Raw genomic sequence first — 15,945 nt, forward strand, 5'->3', positions numbered from 1 at the left:
AACCTCCTGATGTTTCTATCCCATCGATCCGTGAGGGATGTCTGCATTACATACAGATATAGCACAGGCTATGTTTTATAGCTATTGCTAAAACGTTAATTTTTTGTGCCCGGACAACTCTGGTTTACAATGAGCGCTCTGTCAGCTGACGCGTTAACGCGTCACAGAAACGAGGAAGCAAAATGGGTCGTCGCGCAGGTACGCCAACAACAAAAAAAGTGACGCAATTGGTGAACGTAGAAGAACACGTTGAAGGATTTCGTCAGGTCAGAGAGGCGCATCGCCGTGAGTTGATAGACGACTACGTTGAGCTGATTTCCGATTTAATTATTGAGGTAGGGGAAGCGCGTCAGGTGGATATGGCGGCGCGGCTCGGCGTCTCCCAGCCAACTGTGGCCAAAATGCTTAAACGCCTGGCATCGTTAGGATTTATTCAAATGATCCCCTGGCGCGGCGTTTTTCTGACACCGGAAGGGGAGAAGCTGGCGCAGGAAAGCCGCGAGCGGCATCAAATTGTCGAAAATTTTTTACTGGTATTAGGCGTAAGCCCGGAAATCGCGCGTCGTGATGCGGAAGGGATGGAACACCATGTCAGCCAGGAGACATTGGATGCCTTTTTGGCCTTCACGCAACAGCATGGAACATCTGCAGAATGAATCTGGCCTTTTTACGGGCGCTGCGGCGTGACCGTTTTTTTCAGTTGTTGATCATTGTGGGGATGGCGTTAAGCCTGTTTGTTCCTTTTGCGCCTCGCGCCTGGCCTGGCGCGATTGACTGGCACACCATTATTACCCTCAGTGGGTTAATGTTGCTCACTAAAGGCGTTGAGCTGAGCGGCTATTTTGATGTGCTGGGACGCAAGATGACGCGCCGATTTCATACCGAGCGGCAACTGGCGATGTTCCTGGTGCTGGCTGCGGCGGCACTGTCGACCTTTCTGACAAACGATGTCGCGCTGTTTATCGTTGTGCCGCTGACGATAACATTAAAAAAACTGTGCGCGATTCCGGTCAACCGATTGATTATTTTTGAAGCGTTGGCGGTTAACGCCGGTTCGCTGCTGACGCCTGTCGGTAATCCGCAAAATATTCTGTTGTGGGGACGCTCCGGCTTAACCTTTGCTGAATTTAGCGGGCAAATGGCGCCGCTTGCCGTCATGATGATGCTGACATTACTGCTCCTGTGCTGGTTTTGTTTTCCGGGTAGGGCGTTACAGTATCATACCGGTACGCGTTCGCCGCAGTGGCAGCCCCGTCTGGTGTGGAGTTGCCTGGCATTATATGTCGTTTTTCTTACCGCGCTGGAGCTCAGGCAAGAGTTATGGGGACTGGTGTTGGTGGCGGCTGGGTTTATTGTGCTGGCGCGCAGGGTGATAGTCAGCGTGGACTGGACGCTGCTGCTGGTATTTATGGCGATGTTTATTGATGTCCATCTGCTAACGCAATTGCCGGCGTTGCAGGGCGTTTTCAACCAGGTTGGCGCACTGTCTCACCTGGGGCTTTGGCTAACCGCTATCGGCCTGTCGCAGGTTATCAGTAATGTGCCCAGTACCATTCTCCTGCTGAACTATGTACCGGCCTCGACGTTGCTGGCGTGGGCGGTGAATATCGGCGGGTTTGGTCTGCTGCCGGGGTCGCTGGCAAATCTTATTGCTTTACGGATGGCGAACGATCGCCGAATCTGGTGGCGATTTCATTTCTATTCGCTGCCGATGCTGGCATGGGCGGCGCTGGTGGGATATGGATTATTGCAACTGATGCCGTAAGAGAAGCCCGATAGTGTCTATCGGGCTTCGCAGGCAGAGTCTGTCAGTTCAGACGAACCGGCATCCCGGAACGATCCTGAACTGCCTGTTGTACGACGGTCTGATCAACGTCAGGCTCGTTGGTGACGGCCAGGATACTCTTATTAAGCGTGATCGGCACCGCTTCCTTACCTTCAAACTGCGCTTCCGTCGTTGACAGCGGGTTATGCACCTCAATGTAACGGCTACCGTCCGGCTCGGTGGTGGCTTTTACCGGTTCATCGATAAACTGCACGCGGGTACCGACCGGCACATTTTCAAACAGGAATTTGATATCGTCGTTGCGCAGACGCACGCAGCCGTGGCTCACGCGAAGCCCGATGCCGAAGTTGGCGTTGGTGCCGTGAATAGCATACAGGCGACCGATGTACAGCGCGTACAGACCCATCGGGTTATCCGGGCCCGCAGGCACGACGGCAGGCAGCGGCTCGCCGGCGGCGCGATATTCAGCGTGCATTTTTGCCGTAGGCGTCCAGGTCGGACCGGCTTTTTTACGTTCAACTTTGGTCGTCCAGTTGATAGGCGTGTCTTTACCTAACTGACCGATCCCAATCGGCAGGACGATAACGGTGTTTGTGCCTTTCGGGTAGTAATAGAGGCGCATTTCCGCGCTATTGATGATAATGCCTTCGTGTACGGTATCCGGCAGGATCAGCTGCTGCGGAATATTCAGCACGGTACCGCCCTTCGGCAGGAAGGTATCCACGCCAGGGTTGGCTTCCAGCATGTTGGAGAGCCCCATCTGGTACTCCGCGGCAAAATACTCCAGCGGCTGGGTATTGCCCTCCGGAACGGTGATGACCTGATTTTGCCCAATTAAACGGCTACCATCGGTAGGCAGCGGGTAAGTGACTGCTGAGGCTGTTTTACAAAAACCAACTACAGCGAAAGCCGCCGCGAAAAGCGTTGTTAATTTCATATTCATGTTATGCGAGATTCTGTGCCAAGCAGGCTAGTAGGTTGAGAATTCTGTCATGTTGGGAGCGCATTATAGGTGCATTCCAGTAAACAGGGAATTCAGATGTGTACGAAATCACGTTTTTTTCCCTTACGGTTCAGTGTAGCCCTTTGTACAGGGCGCGATCTTATTTCAGACTTGTGGCATAATAAGCGGTTTGTCACATCTTTTTTCAGGATAAGCCTGTGTTAGTTTCCAGCAACGTTACCATGCAGTTCGGCAGTAAGCCGCTGTTCGAAAACATTTCCGTCAAATTTGGCGGCGGCAACCGTTACGGCCTGATTGGCGCCAACGGTAGCGGAAAGTCCACTTTTATGAAAATCCTCGGCGGCGACCTGGAGCCGACGCTGGGCAATGTTTCCCTCGATCCGAATGAGCGCATCGGTAAGCTGCGTCAGGACCAGTTCGCTTTTGAAACATTCACCGTACTTGATACTGTCATTATGGGGCATGGCGAACTGTGGGAAGTCAAGCAGGAGCGCGACCGTATCTACGCTTTGCCGGAAATGAGCGAAGAAGACGGCTATAAAGTCGCCGATCTGGAAGTAAAATACGGCGAGATGGACGGTTATTCCGCTGAGGCGCGCGCGGGCGAACTGCTGTTGGGGGTGGGCATCCCGCTGGAGCAGCATTACGGTCTGATGAGTGAAGTCGCGCCAGGCTGGAAATTGCGTGTGCTGCTGGCGCAAGCGTTATTCTCTAACCCGGACATCCTGTTGCTCGACGAACCGACCAACAACCTGGATATTGATACTATCCGTTGGCTGGAGCAGGTGCTGAACGAGCGCGATAGCACGATGATTATCATTTCGCACGACCGTCACTTTCTGAACATGGTTTGTACGCATATGGCGGATCTGGATTACGGCGACTTGCGCGTCTATCCGGGTAACTATGATGAGTATATGACGGCGGCGACTCAGGCGCGTGAACGTCTGTTGGCCGATAATGCGAAGAAAAAAGCGCAAATTGCCGAGCTGCAATCTTTTGTTAGCCGTTTTAGCGCCAATGCCTCTAAATCGCGTCAGGCAACGTCGCGCGCGCGGCAGATCGATAAAATCAAGCTGGAAGAGGTGAAAGCCTCCAGCCGTCAGAACCCGTTCATCCGTTTTGAGCAGGATAAAAAACTGTTCCGTAACGCTCTGGAAGTGGAAGCGCTGACGAAAGGTTTTGATAACGGTCCGCTGTTTAAAAATGTCAATTTGCTGCTCGAAGTCGGCGAGAAGCTGGCGGTACTCGGCACCAATGGCGTGGGTAAATCTACGCTGCTGAAGACGCTGGTTGGCGATCTGGACACCGATCACGGCACCGTTAAATGGTCGGAAAACGCGCGTATTGGTTACTACGCGCAGGACCACGAATATGAATTCGAAAATGACCTGACGGTGTTTGAATGGATGAGTCAGTGGAAACAGGAAGGCGACGACGAGCAGGCAGTGCGCAGTATTCTGGGCCGCCTGTTATTTAGCCAGGATGATATCAAAAAGCCTGCGAAAGTCCTCTCCGGTGGCGAGAAGGGCCGTATGCTGTTCGGCAAACTGATGATGCAAAAGCCGAATATCCTGATCATGGACGAACCGACTAACCACCTGGATATGGAGTCGATCGAATCGCTGAATATGGCGCTGGAACTGTATCAGGGCACGCTGATCTTTGTTTCGCACGACCGTGAGTTCGTCAGCTCGCTGGCAACCCGCGTCATTGAAATTACGCCGGAGCGCGTGGTGGACTTCAGCGGCAACTACGACGATTATTTGCGTAGTAAAGGGATCGAGTAAGTTATTGTCTGTAACCCCGATAGCGTCGGGGTTACAGAATGTTAACAAGGTAATTTTTATTTTTTCCGAATGCAATGTGAAAATTATATATACTCTTAGAGCCTATCCCATTAGGGCTATTTTACTTGCCATTTTGGACCTGGGCAGTGCTCAAAATCCTCACGTACTACGTTTACGCTCCGGTTTTTGCGCGCTGTCCGTGTCCAAACTGGCTGCGCCAATAACGCCTGGTGGGATAGGCTCTTAATATTCTATTTTAAAATTAAATGAAAGAAGAGGATCTATCATAAAAATTGCGAATATATTTTGTGGTAAACATATTGTAATGTTATTTTCTTTATAAGAATTCAAGTGCTATTTTATATTCCTTTATTGTTCAACAAAAGGAATAAATATGAGCATTTTGGAACGCTTTTTTGGCCGTAAAGAAAAAAACTCATCTAATATACAAGGTGTTTTAGTAGCGAATGCTGAAATTGATAACCCACTAAGTTTAGTTGTTGTATTTGATACTCTCCCGGAAAATAATTCAAAAGAACTCACCCGCTTGTTGCGTAATTATCATTCCAGTATGAAACAGGCAACGTGTGAACTTGTCCCTGAACTGGATTTTTTTGGTTTAGCAGGATGGGGTAAGCATGTAATATCGATGGTTGGATTTAAAACGCCTTACCCTCAGGAATCAATCGAACAATGCGTCGCGCCAGCTCATTATCCCCAGGAAGTAAAAGAGCAAGTACGGGCAACCAGTGCAAATATTATTTTATATTATAAGGGGTATGATACTTCACCTTTAGAGCAATATGTTGCGTTGGCTGTGGTTGCAGGTGCATTAAGTAGCATGGGGGCTGTCGCTGTATTAAATGAATCGGGTCACACTTCATTACCTGCGGGGGTATTTAAGTCTCAGGAGTTGGGTAAGCATAGTCTGGAAATGTTGCGTGAAGGTTTCCCGCTGACCTCTCTATTTTGTGGATTTGTGAAATATGAAGTTGAGGATATCGAAGGCGTATGGATGCGTACCTATGGTGCTGATTGCTTTGGGCTACCAGATTTCGCAGCACACGCACAAGGTCATCACGAAGGGCAAAAATATTCTGATATTTTCAATAATGTTCTGCGTTACCTGCTTGAAAGTGGAGCAGAAATGGCTGCCGGGCATACCATGCAAGTCGGTAAAACGACATTTATGAAACTGCGCGATCCCCTTGACGATGAATATTACTTACAGGGGCCTGGAACCACATTAGTGGTTGAACTGATTGAAGAAGATGAGTGTAATGCTCATTGAGAAATCGGGGCAATTGCCCCGACTCTCGTTAAAGTGTAAACGGCACTTTATTTTCCAGCACCGCCTGAATCACATTCAGTGCGCCTTCATGCTTATTATTATCGGTAGCGTAACGGGCGATTTATTTAATGTTTTCTGCGGCATTGTCCATCGCAAATGAATAATGCGCCATTTTAAGCATCTCTGCGCCATTGCCGCTGTCGCCAATCGCTACCACATTTTGTGGCGACAGATCCCAGCGTTTCAGTAACCGCGAAATACCGTTTGCTTTATTATGCAGGCCGGGAATAATCAGAACGATAAAGCCAAAACCACTTGTGACGGGCTTCATAATGCCATCGAGCGTAACGTGTAGTTTGTCGATCACTAACGGGATTTATTCATTCGGTAGGTTGAGCGAAAACTTGAACAGTACGTCATCAATCTCCTGATAATCTTTTACAGGTTTCAGGCGATGGTAGTGTTTTGCCATCAGGGTAACGAGTGCTTCTGGCGCATTTTCGCTGACATATGCACTTTGCAGACCGCAGGCGACAAAATTAAGTTGCTTATATTTCAGCAACTCGCCAATAACAATCCGCGATTCATGTCAGGTCAGTTCGCCGTGGAACAGTTGCTTGCCATGTTCATACACCAGCGTGCCGTTTTCCGCGACAAAAGAGATCTCATCCTTTAGCTCAGGAAAGAACGAAATAAGCTGGTAATACTGATTACCGCTGGCGACAACGAACTCAATGCCGCGCTTTTTCAGTTCCTGAAATTACGCCGGAGCGCGTGGTGGACTTCAGCGGCAACTACGACGATTATTTGCGTAGTAAAGGGATTGAAAGCTAAACACTGACGCCCGGTGGCGCTGTGCTTACCGGGCCTACGTATCCTGGCGCGTAGGTTCGGTAAGACGGGTGCGCCCAGGCAAAGGGCACACCGCAGTTGAGCGGGCAGGGCTGTACGACCGTCAAACGTCCATACCTAATGCCCGTTTACCGTGAATATTCAGATCGCGCAGCGTGAAGCGCCCTTCCCAGGTGGTTTCATAGTCCTCGCGCGGGAAATCGCCCGGTGATGCGCCTGTCTCCAGCGTAGCTTTCACCTTACGCGCATAGGCCAGATTCTTCTCACACATTGGCGCGGCAGGAATGTACATCACATTGCCCCAGCCCTGCTGATTTTCGACGGGGGCGACGGAGTGGATGACATCGCAATGCCACCACACGGAATCCCCGGCTTCCAGTGGCGGAATGCTGGTTAACGCCGCCATCAGTAAAGGATGCCACTGTTCAGAAATCGGCAGCACCCGGCCCGGCGCGACGCCGCATAATTCATCTTCCGGGACATCATCCAGCAGCGGGCGCAGCAGAATATACGCCATCGCCTCCGGGATAGGGACGACATGAAGCAACCCCTGACCGGGCAGCATATCGGAGAGCGCGGTCCAGCCCTGGAAGGTGCGAAATACCGAGCATTTGGTGGTGTTATCCACCGTATACTCTTCAACTTCGGTACGGTGTGCCGCATTCCACGGATCGTACTGCTCGACGTTGCCGTTAAACACGCTGGCAAATACCCGCTGATAGGCTGGCAGCAGCCAGCGCTCCAGCGCGCCGGAGTCGGTATGCGCCCCCAGTCCTTTGGATGTGGTGCCCGGCGGGCGGCGACGGATGCGATCCGGGTAAATGATGCTGATATCCGGATTAAACCATCGCTTGCCGTCGTGCTCTACCTGCCATAGACGGTTGAGGAACGACTGCGCCAGCGCCATCTCTTCACTTTGGCGGGCCTGCATTTGCGCCTGCGACCAGTAGACAGGATAGATTTCAGGCCGGGAGGCGCTCAGCGTACCGAAAAAATTATCCCCCGGTCCTTTATACACCTCGTCAAAATGGTTCTTGTCCAGATAGTCGAGCATCGACTGGTCCCATGCCAACGCCTGTTCGCGTGGAAAATGACCTTTAATCACCGCGCACCCGCGGCGCTTAACCTCGGCGCGGGTGGCATCGCTAATGTTGCCCATCGCCAGTTCGCTAAAAGGGATAATTGGCCATACCGGCTGCCCCTGCGCCTTCAGATCGTTAATTTCCGCCACCCGGGCTGCTATGGTGGCGCTCAAACGGTCGAACACCGCCTGTACGTCGCCGATTTGCGCGCGTAGCGCCTGCTTCATCTGACGAATGGCCGCTTTTGGGTCGGCGGGCAGCGTTTCGTGGGTAAAAGGAGTTGTCATATCAACCTCATCATCTTTCGTTCGAAAGTAAAATTAGTTACATGTGATACTTTAAGTTAAAATAAGGTTAATGCAAGTTTAAAATATTGCAGGGGCGCACAAAGAGGGAAGCGAGAGGAAAACGTAAGGTGGCCAGGACGTCTTAATGTCTTATGCGGCTATTCCTTTCGTTCAGCTACTTTTCATTCGAAATAAATTTGTGGTTCTGCTCACATTGTTATTAAAATGTTTCTGGTCGCAGTTACAGCCAGGAGCTTAAGTATGACCGTTAACGTTGTCGTTACCGATATGGACGGCACTTTTCTCGACGATGCCAAGCAGTACGATCGTGTACGCTTCATGGCGCAATACCAGGAACTGAAAAAACGTAATATCGAATTTGTGGTCGCCAGCGGTAATCAGTACTACCAGTTGATCTCCTTCTTCCCCGAGCTGAAAGACGAAATTTCCTTTGTCGCAGAAAATGGCGCGCTGGTGTATGAACATGGCAAGCAGTTGTTTCACGGGGAGTTAACCCGGCATGAATCGCGGATTGTGATTGGCGAACTGCTGAAGGATAAGCAGCTTAACTTCGTCGCCTGCGGTCTGAAAAGCGCTTATGTCAGCAAAAACGCTCCCGAGACTTTCGTGGCGCTGATGGCCAAACATTATCACCGCCTGCAGCCGGTAAACGATTATCACGACATTGACGATATCCTGTTTAAGTTCTCCCTGAATTTGCCCGATGAACAAATTCCGCTGGTTATCGACAAACTGCACGTATCTCTGGATGGCATCATGAAGCCCGTCACCAGCGGCTTCGGTTTTATCGACCTGATTATCCCGGGACTGCATAAAGCGAATGGCATCAGTCGTCTGTTAAAGCGCTGGAACAGGTCGCCACAGAATGTCGTCGCCATTGGCGACAGCGGTAATGATGCGGAAATGTTGAAAATGGCGCATTACTCTTTTGCCATGGGCAATGCCGCAGACAATATCAAAGCGCTTTCACGTTATCACACTGATGATAATAACCATCAAGGCGCGCTCAACGTCATTCAGGCCGTGCTTGACGGCACCGATCCCTTCTGATTAACAGGCCTGCGTAGGCCTGTTAAACGTAGCGCCATCAGGCAGTTCGGACATATTGCCGATGGCGCCAGGGTAAATTACAGCATATGTTCGGTACGGGCGATGATATCGTCCTGCGCATCCGGCGACAGCGCGGTGAAGAAGGCGGAGTAGCCTGCCACACGCACGACCAGATCGCGGTACTGGTCTGGATGTTTTTTCGCATCCAACAGCGTTTCGCGTGACACGATGTTGTACTGAATATGCCAGCCTTTATGCACCTCAAAGAACGTCCGTAGCAGAACCATCAGTTTCTGTTTGTCGGATTCGTTTTCCAGCGTCGTTGGGTTCAGTTTCTGGTTGAGCAGCACGCCGCCGAGAATGGAACCGGTAGGTAATTTGCCTACGGAACCAATCACCGCCGTCGGGCCGAGATGATCCGTACCTGATGCAGGGCTTGCGCCTTCCGCCAGCGGCGTATGCGCTTTGCGGCCATCCGGGGTAGCCATAGTCGCGGCGCCAAATGGCACGTTTGCTGAGATAGAGGACGTACCGGCGTAATAGTTGCCGCCGACAGGGCCACGACCGTAGCGCGGGTTATGATATTGCTTCAGCTCATCAATATAGGTCTGATAAGCGCGCGCCAGCAGGGTATCGACACTGTCATCGTCGTTGCCGTACTTCGGCGCGCCGTTAATCAGACGCTGGCGCAACTGCTCGTGAGTCAGGCCGTCGAAGTCATCGGCCAGCGCGGCGGCAAGCTGCTGTTGACCGATAACGCCCTGTTCGAAGACCAGTTTTTTCACGGCGGCGAGGCTGTTGCCCAGGTTGGCGATACCGACCTGAAGACCGGATACCCAGTCATATTTCGCGCCGCCTTGCTTGATACTCTTCGCTCGCTCAATACAGTCATCTACTAGCGCTGAGCAGAGAATATCGTGGACGTTCTCTTCCAGCATGGTGTCGACCACATACTCAATTTCGATCGATTTGCGCGTGTAGTAGCGAATTTGGGTATCCCAGGCGGCCATCACTTCGTCAAAATTGTTAAAGTTGCCTGCGGAGAGCGCCTTTTCCTGCGGCAGAAATACCTTGCCGCTGGTGGCGTCGCGACCGCCTTCCAGCGCCGCCAGCATGACGCGGGCGAAGTTAATAAAGCTCATGCCGGTGCAGCGATAACCCCATTTCCCGCCGACGGCGGTTTCGATACAGCCGATCGCCGCGTAATCGTAAGCGTCCTGCGGTTCGATCCCCAACTTGATAAATTCCGGGATGACGATTTCATCATTGTTAAACGCCGGCATCCCAAAGCCGCAGCGGATGACCTGGACGCAGGCGTCAAGGAAATCGTTACTCATTCCGGCGTGATAACGCACACTGAGGTTGGGCTGGGTAGAACGCAAACGTCCGCAGGACTCCAGAATGGCGTAAGACAGCGGATTCACTGCGTCCATTGGCTGACCGTTGATGAGATTCTGACCGCCAATGGTGACGTTTTGATACAGCGGGCTGCCTGCGGAAGCTTTAGAGTGCGAACCGGAGCGGATCTTGTTTACTTCCAGCAGTTTCAGCCAGCAGCTGTGCAGCAGTTCAATGGCGTGCTCACGATCCAGAGTCTGGTTTAGTTCGACATCGCGACGATAATAGGGGTAAAGATACTGGTCCATACGACCAAATGACACCGAGTGACCGTTAGACTCAATTTGTAGAATCAGTTGGATGAAGTAGCACAATTGCAGTGCTTGCCAGAAGGTCTGCGGCGGTTGGTGGGCGATCACCTCGCAGTTTTCGGCGATGGTAAGTAGCTCTTTACGACGGCTTTCACGGGACTCTTCGCCCGCCATCTGGCGCGCCAGCGCGGCAAAGCGCGTGATGTGCTGGCTTACCGCGTCCAGCACAATATCAATCGCCTTCAGGAACTGCTCGCCATGCAGATCTTCCAGCACGGTCAGGTTGATGCGTGAGCGGCGCTCGGCGACTTTATCGCGCAGGCCATCAAGCCCTTTTTCCAGCAGCAGCGGGAAGTTCACCGCCAGGTGCGCATCGCCGGAGGTCATATTGCCTTCGGCTTTGATAATGCCAGTCGCCAGAAGCCCTTTTTGTTCATCGGTAAACATGCCGTAGCAGCGATCCTGGACGGTTTGACCGCGCCACCACGGACAGACGTCGTGCAGAATACGCTTGTTTTCTTCACTGACGGAAAAACCTGCGCCGGGCCGGTCTGCCAGGTCGTCGATCTCTTTTTCAATCCACGAGACGGTATATTCCGGGAAAATCGGCGCGGCGCGGACTTCACTTGCCTGGTTGCCGACGATCAATTCATCGTGTTTTATCCAGATAGTGCGTTCCGCCAGGTGATGGGCCAGCGCCAGCGCGCGGCGTACCGGAATCGGTTTATCCAGATGCTGCTGATACATTTCGGTATAATGCTGCGCGCGCTCGGTACAGACCGGCGGTTTCACGATATGTACCAGCGCGGTTTTGTGCGCCTTAATGCGGTCACTGAGCGTGTCCAGTTTCAGTTGGGTCATGATAATTATCCTCGTAGGGTCGCGGTTAAACCTTTTTGGCAGGCGTACTTCTGGGCAAAATCAAGTAACGCCGGCGCATCCAGTGGTTTATCCGGGGCATGATAGGGCTGACTGAGTAAGTGGTATTTATTGATGCCCAGCGTGTGGTAGGGCAGAAAATGAATTTCCCCGACGTGCAGTTCGTCGGCGGCAAAGTCGGTAATGGCTTTAATGGTCTCCTCATCGGCATTAAATCCCTGAATCAGCGGGACGCGAATCACCATTTTTTTGCCCGCGGCGGAGAGTTTCCTGAGATTTTCCAACACCCGCGAGGCGCTGCCATCGGTCCACCGCTTAAACGGCCCGTCGGCGACATGTTTCAAATCAGCCAGAAACAGATCGATATAAGGCAGTGAGGGCGCAATGTATTTCCATGGGACATGCAGACAGGTCTCAACCGCAGTATGAATACCGGCGTCATGGCTGGCTTTAAACAGCTCTGCCGCCAGTTCCGGCTGCATAAACGGTTCGCCGCCGGAAAGCGTAAGACCGCCGCCGCTGCGATCGTAAAAAGGTTTATCGCGCAGTACTGTCGCCATGATCTCATCCACGCTTTTTATTTCGCCGCACACGGTTAACGCCTGTGTGGGGCAGCAATGCGCCAGGATGGAAAAATGGGCGTCGGTCAGTTTCTCGCGATGGATGAGCAGGCCGTTTAGCGCGCGCTCAATGACGTCCGGCGCGGCTTGCGCGCACAGGTCGCATCCTTCGAGACACAGCCGCGCGTCGTATAACAGATCCTGAGCGCGGGCGCGGCTTTCCGGGTTCTGGCACCAGCGACAGCCCAACGAACAGCCTTTGAGAAATACTACGGTACGGATACCGGGGCCATCGTGGGTAGAATAGCGCTGAATATTGAAGATCATAAACGGCCTCTCTTATTTCATATAAAGATTAAATTACTTTCGAATGAAAGTTGTCTTGATGTGCGTCAACGAATGGAGAGGTTCTGACTAAGAGGCGTTAAATGAGGTACAACATCACGGTTTGAGGCTGTGATATGGCGTTTAAGATGATGCCGCGCTGCTTGAGCCGATCGTCAGTCGGAGCTTGGGTAAGCTGGCTTTGCGTCTGATGGCAGTAATTATCTGTTGATACAGCACGGCCATAAACCGTGCTTTGGTATGTTTATCCGTAAAGTGGCTACTGCCCGCAGACCTCACAGCCGGGGTTACGCATCAACTTCATTTCGCGGAACTGACAGGTCATCGCATCGTACATGACGATTTTTCCGCTGGCAGGCTGACCGTAATGCGCCAGCAGCTTAATGGCCTCCATTGCCTGTAGCGAACCGATCACGCCAATCAGCGGCGCCATCACCCCAGCTTCTACACAGGTCAGAGCGTTTTCGCCAAACAGACGGCTCAGGCAGCGGTAACAGGGTTCGTTTTCCCGATACGTAAAGACGGTAACTTGTCCTTCCATACGAATGGCCGCGCCGGAGATTAGCGGCACTTTCGCGGTATAGCATCCGGCGTTAAGTTGATTACGTACGCTAACGTTATCGGTACAGTCCAGTACCAGCGAATGCCCGGCAATCAGGCTGGTCATAGCGTCGTCGTCCAGCCGCGCGTTAACGGGCGTAATGGTAATATGCGGGTTGATTCGTGCCAGCGCGTCGCGGGCGGACTCTACCTTTGGCTGCCCGACCGTGGCGTCGCTGTGCAAGGTTTGACGCTGGAGATTGGAAACGGAAACGGTATCAAAATCGAGTAGCGTCAGTTGCCCGACGCCAGCGCCGGCCAGATACTGCGTTGCCGCGCAGCCGAGTCCGCCCAGCCCGACCACTAATACCCGCGCATCTTTTAACGCTTCCTGCCCTTCAAAATCGAAGCCGCGCAGAATAATTTGTCGGTTATAGCGCAGCATTTCCTGGTCGCTAAGTTCCGCCATTACAGGCCTCCGAACAGAGCATTAAACGGCTCGACTTCCACCCATTCTCCCGGCTCAACATTGCCGCGTTCACGCTCCAGCACAATAAAGCAGTTGCCCAGACTAAACGAGCTAAAAATATGTGAACCCTGGTGTCCGGTGGTCGTGACCTCCAGTTCTCCGTTGGCGCTACGTTGCAGGATGCCGCGCTGGAAATCGAGACGCCCCGGCGTTTTCTTCAGGCGAGATGTTGTGCGTACACGCTGGCGCGGCGGTACAGCGCTTGCCGTGTTGCCGCCAAGCTTCGCCAGTAAAGGCTGAACCAGTTGATAAAACGTGAGCGCCGCAGAGACTGGATTCCCCGGCAGGCCACAGAACCAGCTATTACTGAGTTTGCCGAAGGCAAACGGTTTGCCTGGCTTGATAGCCAGCTTCCAGAAGGCGATTTCGCCCAGCTCCTCAAGGATGGTTTTGGTATAGTCCGCTTCACCAACCGAGACGCCGCCGGAGCTTATCACTACATCGGCCTGGCTGTCGGCGTCGATAAATGCGGCGCGAAGCTTACCGGGATCGTCAGGAATAATGCCTAAATTGATCACTTCGCAGCCAAGCTGTTGCAGCATCAAATGTATAGTTAGACGGTTAGTGTCATAAATTTGTCCCGCCTCCAGCGGCTGGCCCGGAAGCTGGAGCTCGTCGCCGGTCGAGAACAGCGCTACGCGCACTTTACGTACAACCTGCGCATCGGAAATTCCCAGCGACGCCAGCACTGGCAGTTCGGCAGTAGTCAGGCGCGTACCGGCCGGAAAGACCACCGCATCCTGGCGAATATCCTCGCCGCGGCGGCGGATGTTTTGTCCGCAACGAACATCGGCGGTAAAACGCACGCCGTCATCGGTTTGTTCCGTCTGCTCTTGCATGACTACCGCCTCGCAACCTGCCGGTACCGGGGCGCCGGTCATAATGCGAATGCAGGTTCCCGCAGGCCACTCTCCCTGGTAGGGCTGACCGGCAAATGCTTTGCCGGCGACGGGCAGCGGCTTATCGGCGGACAAATCCGCCACGCGTACCGCATAACCATCCATAGCTGAATTATCAAAGCCGGGGACATCGAGGGGAGAAACGATATCGGTCGCCAGGATGCGGCCAAAGCAGTTCACCAGCGGCAACGTTTCTACGGCGGTGAGCGGGGTAATACGTGAAAGCATCTGGGTCAGCGCCGTTTCAAGCGGCATCAATCCGGCGGAAAATTCCATGAACATACTCCTGCGAGGCAAAATCGAATCCGGCTATTATGTCAGAAAACAGTGGCGGGCAGTATGCTACCTCGGTCTTAGAGACGGCCTTGCGCCTTTACATACCTTACGCATCTTTCTATATTCAAAAATCGAATGAATAACTCACAACAATTCTGATAGTTATAGTAAAAGTTGTGTGCCACCGTTAATGGACCCTAAAAATGAATAAAGCAGTGATTGCGATTCACGGCGGCGCAGGCGCGATTGCTCGCGCGCAAATGAGCCATGAGCAGGAGCTACGCTATATCCAGGCGCTGTCAGAGATTGTCGAAAGCGGGCAAAAGATGCTGGAAGCGGGTGACAGCGCGCTTGATGTAGTGACGGAAGCGGTGCGCCTGCTGGAAGCGTGTCCGCTCTTCAATGCGGGTATCGGCGCGGTCTATACCCGAGACGGGACTCATGAACTGGATGCCTGCGTGATGGACGGCAATACCCTGAAAGCCGGAGCCGTCGCGGGCGTGAGTCATGTTCGCCATCCTGTGCTCGCCGCCAGACTGGTGATGGAGCGCAGCCCGCATGTACTCATGGTGGGGGAAGGGGCGGAAAACTTTGCCTTTTCACAGGGGATGGCGCGCGTTTCGCCGGATATCTTTTCCACCCCGGCGCGTTACGAGCAATTGCTGGCGGCGCGTGCGGCGGGCGAAATGGCGCTCGATCACAGCGGCGCGCCGCTGGACGAAACGAAAAAAATGGGTACAGTCGGCGCGGTGGCGCGGGATAAATTCGGTAATCTGGCGGCGGCAACGTCTACCGGCGGGATGACCAATAAATTGCCCGGGCGCGTCGGCGACAGCCCGCTGGTCGGCGCCGGGTGTTATGCCAACAACGCCAGCGTCGCCGTTTCCTGTACCGGAACGGGAGAGGTCTTTATTCGCACGCTCGCGGCTTACGATATCGCCGCATTGATGGAATATGGCGGACTCAGCCTTGCCGACGCCTGTGAGCGCGTGGTGATGGAAAAATTACCGGCGCTGGGCGGCAGCGGTGGATTGATCGCCGTTGATCACGAAGGTAATGTCGCGTTGCCGTTTAACAGCGAAGGGATGTATCGCGCCTGGGGATATGCCGGGGATACGCCGACCACAGGAATTTACCGGGAATAA

Annotated in this window: 12 protein-coding genes and 2 pseudogenes; 7 read left to right on the plus strand and 7 right to left on the minus strand. The window is 53.0% G+C overall.

Going from position 1 to position 15,945, the window contains the following annotated elements; all coding sequences use genetic code 11:
* Nucleotides 1–182: 182 nt before the first annotated feature.
* Entirely contained in the window at nt 183–656 is a 474-nt protein-coding gene (mntR, locus tag ACH0VJ_RS16915) for a manganese-binding transcriptional regulator MntR (protein WP_000533542.1), read from the plus strand.
* Entirely contained in the window at nt 653–1,765 is a 1,113-nt protein-coding gene (locus ACH0VJ_RS16920; protein WP_001046521.1) for an anion transporter, read from the plus strand. Before mntR ends, ACH0VJ_RS16920 begins: the two co-directional genes overlap by 4 nt.
* 43 nt (nt 1,766–1,808) lie before the next feature.
* Here the strand turns inward: ACH0VJ_RS16920 and ldtB are convergent, their stop codons facing one another.
* Nucleotides 1,809–2,729, minus strand: coding sequence for a L,D-transpeptidase (ldtB, locus tag ACH0VJ_RS16925; RefSeq protein WP_001056404.1), 921 nt, complete (start codon nt 2,727–2,729; stop codon nt 1,809–1,811).
* A 218-nt stretch (nt 2,730–2,947) separates the two neighbouring features.
* On the opposite strand from ldtB, the gene ACH0VJ_RS16930 reads away from it, so the two are divergent.
* Nucleotides 2,948–4,540 (plus strand): ABC-F family ATPase, encoded by a 1,593-nt coding sequence (locus tag ACH0VJ_RS16930; RefSeq protein WP_000961481.1) that lies wholly within the window; start codon nt 2,948–2,950, stop codon nt 4,538–4,540.
* 547 nt (nt 4,541–5,087) lie between these two features.
* A complete protein-coding gene (locus ACH0VJ_RS16935) occupies nt 5,088–5,831 on the plus strand; it encodes a DUF4261 domain-containing protein (protein WP_077907598.1) in 744 nt (247 codons plus the stop codon).
* A gap of 28 nt (nt 5,832–5,859) precedes the next feature.
* Here the strand turns inward: ACH0VJ_RS16935 and ACH0VJ_RS16940 are convergent.
* Nucleotides 5,860–6,591, minus strand: a pseudogene (locus ACH0VJ_RS16940) (Cof-type HAD-IIB family hydrolase); the annotation flags it as partial.
* Between ACH0VJ_RS16940 and ACH0VJ_RS16945 the strand changes: the two are divergent.
* Nucleotides 6,582–6,665 (plus strand): annotated as a pseudogene (locus ACH0VJ_RS16945) (hypothetical protein); the annotation flags it as partial. The pseudogenes ACH0VJ_RS16940 and ACH0VJ_RS16945 sit on opposite strands and share 10 nt — an antisense overlap.
* A 121-nt stretch (nt 6,666–6,786) precedes the next feature.
* Here ACH0VJ_RS16945 and ACH0VJ_RS16950 read toward each other — a convergent pair.
* The gene (locus ACH0VJ_RS16950; RefSeq protein WP_000210955.1) at nt 6,787–8,052 is read right to left on the minus strand and encodes a DUF1479 domain-containing protein; all 1,266 of its coding nucleotides are present in this window, start codon (nt 8,050–8,052) and stop codon (nt 6,787–6,789) included.
* Between the two features lie 261 nt (nt 8,053–8,313).
* Between ACH0VJ_RS16950 and ACH0VJ_RS16955 the strand changes: the two genes are divergently transcribed.
* Nucleotides 8,314–9,123, plus strand: a complete 810-nt coding sequence (locus tag ACH0VJ_RS16955) for a Cof-type HAD-IIB family hydrolase (RefSeq protein ID WP_000217910.1) — start codon at nt 8,314–8,316, stop codon at nt 9,121–9,123.
* Between the two features lie 77 nt (nt 9,124–9,200).
* On the opposite strand, the gene ACH0VJ_RS16960 is transcribed toward ACH0VJ_RS16955, so the two are convergent.
* From ACH0VJ_RS16960 to moeA, 4 genes are all read right to left on the minus strand, one after another.
* Entirely contained in the window at nt 9,201–11,633 is a 2,433-nt protein-coding gene (locus ACH0VJ_RS16960; protein WP_000192661.1) for a glycyl radical protein, read from the minus strand.
* A 5-nt stretch (nt 11,634–11,638) separates the two neighbouring features.
* The gene (locus tag ACH0VJ_RS16965) at nt 11,639–12,538 is read right to left on the minus strand and encodes a glycyl-radical enzyme activating protein (RefSeq protein WP_000576950.1); all 900 of its coding nucleotides are present in this window, start codon (nt 12,536–12,538) and stop codon (nt 11,639–11,641) included.
* Nucleotides 12,539–12,815: 277 nt separating this feature from the next.
* Complete coding sequence (gene moeB / locus ACH0VJ_RS16970; protein ID WP_000829280.1) at nt 12,816–13,565, minus strand: molybdopterin-synthase adenylyltransferase MoeB; 750 nt, start codon at nt 13,563–13,565, stop codon at nt 12,816–12,818.
* A complete protein-coding gene (gene moeA, locus ACH0VJ_RS16975) occupies nt 13,565–14,800 on the minus strand; it encodes a molybdopterin molybdotransferase MoeA (protein ID WP_000395796.1) in 1,236 nt (411 codons plus the stop codon). Before moeA ends, moeB begins: the two co-directional genes overlap by 1 nt.
* Before the next feature lie 203 nt (nt 14,801–15,003).
* On the opposite strand from moeA, the gene iaaA reads away from it, so the two are divergent.
* Nucleotides 15,004–15,945: a beta-aspartyl-peptidase gene (iaaA, locus tag ACH0VJ_RS16980; protein WP_001030503.1), complete on the plus strand. Its 942-nt coding sequence runs from the start codon at nt 15,004–15,006 to the stop codon at nt 15,943–15,945.

The sequence above is a fragment of the Salmonella sp. 2020_1459 genome (assembly GCF_043847915.1).
GTDB classification, from domain to species: domain Bacteria; phylum Pseudomonadota; class Gammaproteobacteria; order Enterobacterales; family Enterobacteriaceae; genus Salmonella; species Salmonella enterica.

What these genes read in the sequence shown, in the direction of transcription:
- iaaA (WP_001030503.1), top strand. Translation starts at nt 15,004, where the DNA reads ATGAATAAAGCAGTGATTGCGATTCACGGCGGCGCAGGCGCGATTGCT.
- moeB (WP_000829280.1), bottom strand. Translation starts at nt 13,565, where the DNA reads ATGGCGGAACTTAGCGACCAGGAAATGCTGCGCTATAACCGACAAATT.
- moeA (WP_000395796.1), bottom strand. Translation starts at nt 14,800, where the DNA reads ATGGAATTTTCCGCCGGATTGATGCCGCTTGAAACGGCGCTGACCCAG.
- mntR (WP_000533542.1), top strand. Translation starts at nt 183, where the DNA reads ATGGGTCGTCGCGCAGGTACGCCAACAACAAAAAAAGTGACGCAATTG.
- ACH0VJ_RS16960 (WP_000192661.1), bottom strand. Translation starts at nt 11,633, where the DNA reads ATGACCCAACTGAAACTGGACACGCTCAGTGACCGCATTAAGGCGCAC.
- ACH0VJ_RS16920 (WP_001046521.1), top strand. Translation starts at nt 653, where the DNA reads ATGAATCTGGCCTTTTTACGGGCGCTGCGGCGTGACCGTTTTTTTCAG.
- ACH0VJ_RS16955 (WP_000217910.1), top strand. Translation starts at nt 8,314, where the DNA reads ATGACCGTTAACGTTGTCGTTACCGATATGGACGGCACTTTTCTCGAC.
- ldtB (WP_001056404.1), bottom strand. Translation starts at nt 2,729, where the DNA reads ATGAATATGAAATTAACAACGCTTTTCGCGGCGGCTTTCGCTGTAGTT.
- ACH0VJ_RS16950 (WP_000210955.1), bottom strand. Translation starts at nt 8,052, where the DNA reads ATGACAACTCCTTTTACCCACGAAACGCTGCCCGCCGACCCAAAAGCG.
- ACH0VJ_RS16965 (WP_000576950.1), bottom strand. Translation starts at nt 12,538, where the DNA reads ATGATCTTCAATATTCAGCGCTATTCTACCCACGATGGCCCCGGTATC.